Below are 4654 nucleotides of genomic sequence, written 5' to 3' on the forward strand. Positions count from 1 at the left end.
GTCGCAGGTAGAGTAGACCCGCCGCTCCATTTGCGAAGCGACGGGCTCTCGCCCACCCCATACCCGTCAAAGCAATTTAGATGCCAAATTGTTTGACCCGTTATGGAGCACAGCCTTCGCCTTGCCAGTCGGTCCTGCCAGTCGCCTTCTCGTCGCTCTACCTCGACATCGATAACCATGCACATCATGCCGGCGTTGGCCGCGATCACGAAATTGTCGGATTCGTACGAAGCAGAGTTCTGTACGATTCCAACCCTTTAACTTTGTACACCCCTGTTTTGTAATTCGGCGGCTGGGGGGACGCCGTGCATCAGGTCGCATTTCACTGTCAATCGCGCGCCAGAGGGCGTATCTTCTCCAAATCGTCTGCACGTGTTTACGGGCGCAGACGGCAGGGAGATTGGAAAGCTCTTGCCCCAAGCGGGATTGAGCTATGACCAATCCAGAGAACGCTTCCTATAAAAACCAATTGTTGCGTCGGCTTAACCCTGGTGACCTGGGGCTATTGCAGCCACACCTTGAACTGTGTGACCTCGAGCTGAAAATGACCTTGGAGAAAGCCGATTCGGAGATCGAGACGGTTTACTTCCTGGAAGACGGCATTGCCTCTGTGGTCGCGGCGGCTTCAGGTAAGGAGGCCGAGGTAGGTCTTGTCGGCTTTGAGGGAATGACCGGTGCCGCGCTCGTGATGGGCGCTGACTATGCGGCGCATCAATGTTACATTCAGTCGCCCGGCAGCGCTTTCAGGATCGGAGCCGAGCCCTTCAAGGAGGCTCTTGCGAACAGCCCAACGTTGCGCCTGTTCCTGTTGCGCTATGTCCACTACTTCCACATCCAGACCAGCTATACGGCCCTGATCAACGCAAAATCAAACCTTGAAGAGCGGTTGGCGCGCTGGCTTCTAATGTGTGACGATCGGGTCCACGGCGAACGCCTTGCGATCACCCACGAGTTTCTCGCCGTCATGCTTGGAGCAAGACGCCCAGGGGTTACCGTTGGACTGCAAGTGCTGGAAGGGCGCGGTTTCATCTATTCTCGACGAGGCGAAGTGCATATCAGGGACCGCAGCGGCCTTGCGGCTTGCGCAAACGGCACCTACGGCAAACCGGAGGCCGAGTATGCGCGGCTGGTTGGATGAGAGCGCCTTCCCAGCATGCCGGACGTGGACCACTATAATAGGTGGTTCCAGACACTTGTGCCTCGCGCCAGCAAAACAGCCCGTCCCCATATTGCCGATACAGGAAACGGGGTGCGGAAGCCGCGATGCGATGCTCCCGCAATCCAACTTTGGACGCGCATGGATGTTGCGTTAGCTTCCGCTGACATGCTGCAGTCAGCTACCGCGACACCGAAAGTCGTTCATATCCCGTGGGTCAGTACAAGGTAAATAGCGGGCACTAACATCAACCAGCCGCCCATTCCTAGAACCACCAAAATGGCCATGCGCTCCGTTCGCCTGACAAGGTCGGCAATGTTTTCCTCGTCCGGCAACGGGACGGCGTCCGCAAACCCCGCGGCATGGTCGTTGTCATTTCCCGGTTGGTTTGCGCTGCCACTCGCATTCAATCTCTGGACCAATGTCATTGTTACCGTTCACCAAAAAGATCCCAACCGGCCCGTTCTCGGCGCGTGAGCCGGAACGGGCCAAGGCGGAAAACTAGTTAAAATCGAAGGACGACCGAAGGACCACGCCGGCGGTAGCACCGGACGCGACGGCGACCATGCCGCCAGTAACTGCGGCAAACCCGTCTCCAGCCTCGCCGGCGGCGGCGGTGAGGACGGTGGTGCCAGTCCCGATGGTAGACCTGCTGCACTTCTGCCTGTGAATCTTCGTCAAAGGCCTCTGTTTGTGGCGTCTCAAGTTCGTCGAGGATGCCGTGTCCGGCTCCTGGAACACCCGCCATTGCCTCGATTGGGCGGACAGCGCTTGCAAGGGCCGCTGCCCCGGCAACACCAAACATTGCGGTCAAGAAGGATCGCCGATCCATAATAAACCTCCCAAGGTGCATGAGCTAGAAAGCGCTCGCTGCCGAATGAGCAGCCCAGCGCACGGTGAAATACAGGACCCGCCAGCCGCCGAAAGCGGCTCACGGGTCCTATCAGCGCAGGAAGGGACGTAGCCGCGCCGATCCACGTCATGTCAGCCAAGGACTATCCCCATCACCAGGAAAGTGATGGCTGTTGCCAAAATCGGTGCGAGCAACCATCGCGCCTGACCGACACTTTTTTCCACTGTTTCTCTCCGCGTTTGCAGAGACAACAACCTTCAGGCCTAAGCCGTTCCGCCTACTCCCAGCGGGTAAGACCATTGCGTTTCCCAATCAGACTTTGGTCCTGCGGAGATTCCGACAGAAGCCCGTATGAGGAACGTTTGGCCTGGCGACGTGTTCGGGTAGTTCGCGCGCAGCCGATCGTGCTGCCGCCACATTAAAAGAGGAGGAAAACAATGGGGATGCACCTAACCAGCGCCGCTGCGGCGCTCTTGCTGCTGGCCAGCGTCGGCGCGGTTGCGGCACAGGATGTGGTTATCACACAGGAACAGGACACCGTCGTGCGCGAATACGTGAAGAAGCAACCCTTGGCTTCTGTGAAGCTTCCGGGGGTGGAGCTGAACGTCGGCACGGCTCTGCCAGACACGGTCGAGCTCCACGAGGTCCCCAACGTCAAATACCGCTATACTGTGGTCGACAACCGAACGGTTCTGGTGGACCCGAGCACACGCAAGATTGTGAAAGTCTACGACTGAAACTTCGAACCGGCCACGCCCGCCGGCAGGGATGGCGGCGGGGTGTGCTCGTCAAATCGCCACTGAATCGGACAAACGAAAATGATGAGCCCTGAAGTCGAGACGTCGCAAGCCCTCGTGGCGCGCCTGGCTGATCTCCAGGCGAAAGCGCGGGCAGCACCTATAAATGAAGCCGAAATGAAGACCTTCCAAAAGCTCGCAGCCGTCACGGACGACAGTTGCGGTCATTCGGCTCGGGATTTGGCCGTTCCAGCTTCGATGACGACATAGTGGTGCACGAGGTCAAACCCTGATCGCCGCCGCCAAAATCCGGTTCTGCCTGCGGATCGCCGCGCGCAGCTCCGGGTATCTTCGCCGCGTCGCGCTTCACGAACTCGATGAACATCATGTCATTGAAGGTCAGTTCGTCGAGCCCCGACGCTCCAAAATATCCCAAATTGGGCTGCCTTCTATGACGCGCTCGCAACCTGGGCGGATGCCCCAATCCTGGTGAACGTGTTCCGCACCCTGACAGACTTGTAGACGTAGGCGACCCAGAGCCCTGTCACCACAAACGAGACTATGGGGGCCACCAGCGCATCGCCTGCGAGCACCAGGCTCACCGGAACGCCCAGAACTGACGCAACCCAGATCGTGTCCAGGATAAACACGACGGGAATCGCCAGCCACTGGAGCAGAAACAATTGCGGAAAGCGGCGGCTACGCCGCAGCATCGAAACGAGCACAACCAGCTGAAGCGCCAGAAACGCCAGATTGAGGGCAACCTCGCCATACACCGCCAGCGGCCCATTCGAGAGGGTCATGAGTTGCTGGTAGCCGTCGGCCGAATTGGCGAAGTCGGCAAGCGTCCGCAATGGTGACACTGCCTGACCGATAGCCAGCAGCATCAGCCAGCCGCCGAAGCCCACAAGAGCCTCAGGATTCTGTGACGGCTTCGCGGCTGATCGAACGGCAAGGAAAACAGGCACGCCGATCAACAGCAGCAAGATCGCCCAATGCCAGACTGAAAACGTCCCCATTTACCCCTCCCTCTATTTATGCCCTTATAGGTTGTACCAGATTTCAAACTCAACTCAAGAGGCGACCCGCGTCTGAAACCAGGTCTTATGCGGAAGCGACGCTTTCTCCTGCCTGCTCCTGACGTCTCACACCCCAATCGCCGCCACCAATATCCTATTCTGCCTCCGTATCGCCGCGCGCAGTTCCGGTATCTTGGCCGCGTCACGCTTCACGAATTCGATGAACATCATGTTCATGTTGTTGAAGATCAGTTCGCCGAGCGCTGCACCGTCTATGTCCTGGCGCACCAGGCCAATCTCCTGCAGCCGGGCGATCAGGGCGCGGATCTGTTCGGTCAGGGCGCGGTCGAGCGCGGTGTAGGCCTGGCCGAACGGGCTGTCGGGCAGTTGCGTCGAGATTGCCATCGCCTGCCGCCACATCTCCTTGCTGAGATAGTGCAGCGAGTGCTCGATATAGATGCCGACCAGCGTGTCCAGCGCGTCGCCGACATTGGCCGGCGGCCTGGCGACGACGCCTTGCCCGGCATTCAGCACCTCGTTGACCTCCAGCGAGACGATGGCGCCGAGGATGTCGCCCTTGTTCTCGTAGTAGTTGTAGATCGTCCCGACAGAGACCTCGGCCTGCGCGGCGATCGCCTCGATCTTGGCGCCTTCGTAGCCGGCCTCGCGAAACAGTTCGGCCGCCGCCTCGATGATACGCCGGTGCCGGTCCGCCTTTTGCCTAGCCCGCAATCCGCTCATTCCCAGCCTCTTGCCACAAAAACAGAATTGACTCAATTTTAGAATTGGTTCAATTTTTTGCAAGAAGCCACAAAGGCAAGGGAGAACACTCGATGTCACACACAGCCAGCAATCCGCTTTCCATCCTGAAGACCCGTTTGCGCACAGC

At 58.7% G+C, this 4654-nt stretch carries 5 protein-coding genes; 2 read left to right on the top strand and 3 right to left on the bottom strand.

The features are described 5' to 3' along the window. The first annotated feature begins 433 nt into the window (after positions 1-433). The gene (locus tag EN893_RS19610; protein WP_127270307.1) at positions 434-1138 is read left to right on the top strand and encodes a Crp/Fnr family transcriptional regulator; all 705 of its coding nucleotides are present in this window, start codon (positions 434-436) and stop codon (positions 1136-1138) included. Between the two features lie 1308 nt (positions 1139-2446). Next, positions 2447-2746 (top strand): DUF1236 domain-containing protein, encoded by a 300-nt coding sequence (locus EN893_RS19625; RefSeq protein WP_127271999.1) that lies wholly within the window; start codon positions 2447-2449, stop codon positions 2744-2746. Positions 2747-2951: 205 nt separating this feature from the next. Here the strand turns inward: EN893_RS19625 and EN893_RS39370 are convergent, their stop codons facing one another. From EN893_RS39370 to EN893_RS19640, 3 genes are all read right to left on the bottom strand, one after another. Continuing rightward, positions 2952-3182: a hypothetical protein gene (locus EN893_RS39370; protein ID WP_245456890.1), complete on the bottom strand. Its 231-nt coding sequence runs from the start codon at positions 3180-3182 to the stop codon at positions 2952-2954. A gap of 13 nt (positions 3183-3195) precedes the next feature. Beyond that, complete coding sequence (locus EN893_RS19635; RefSeq protein WP_127272713.1) at positions 3196-3765, bottom strand: DUF2569 family protein; 570 nt, start codon at positions 3763-3765, stop codon at positions 3196-3198. Positions 3766-3891: 126 nt separating this feature from the next. Next, entirely contained in the window at positions 3892-4506 is a 615-nt protein-coding gene (locus tag EN893_RS19640; protein WP_127270785.1) for a TetR/AcrR family transcriptional regulator, read from the bottom strand. Between the last annotated feature and the right edge of the window lie 148 nt (positions 4507-4654).

The organism is Mesorhizobium sp. M7A.F.Ca.CA.004.04.2.1 (assembly GCF_004022825.1).
Lineage (GTDB): Bacteria > Pseudomonadota > Alphaproteobacteria > Rhizobiales > Rhizobiaceae > Mesorhizobium.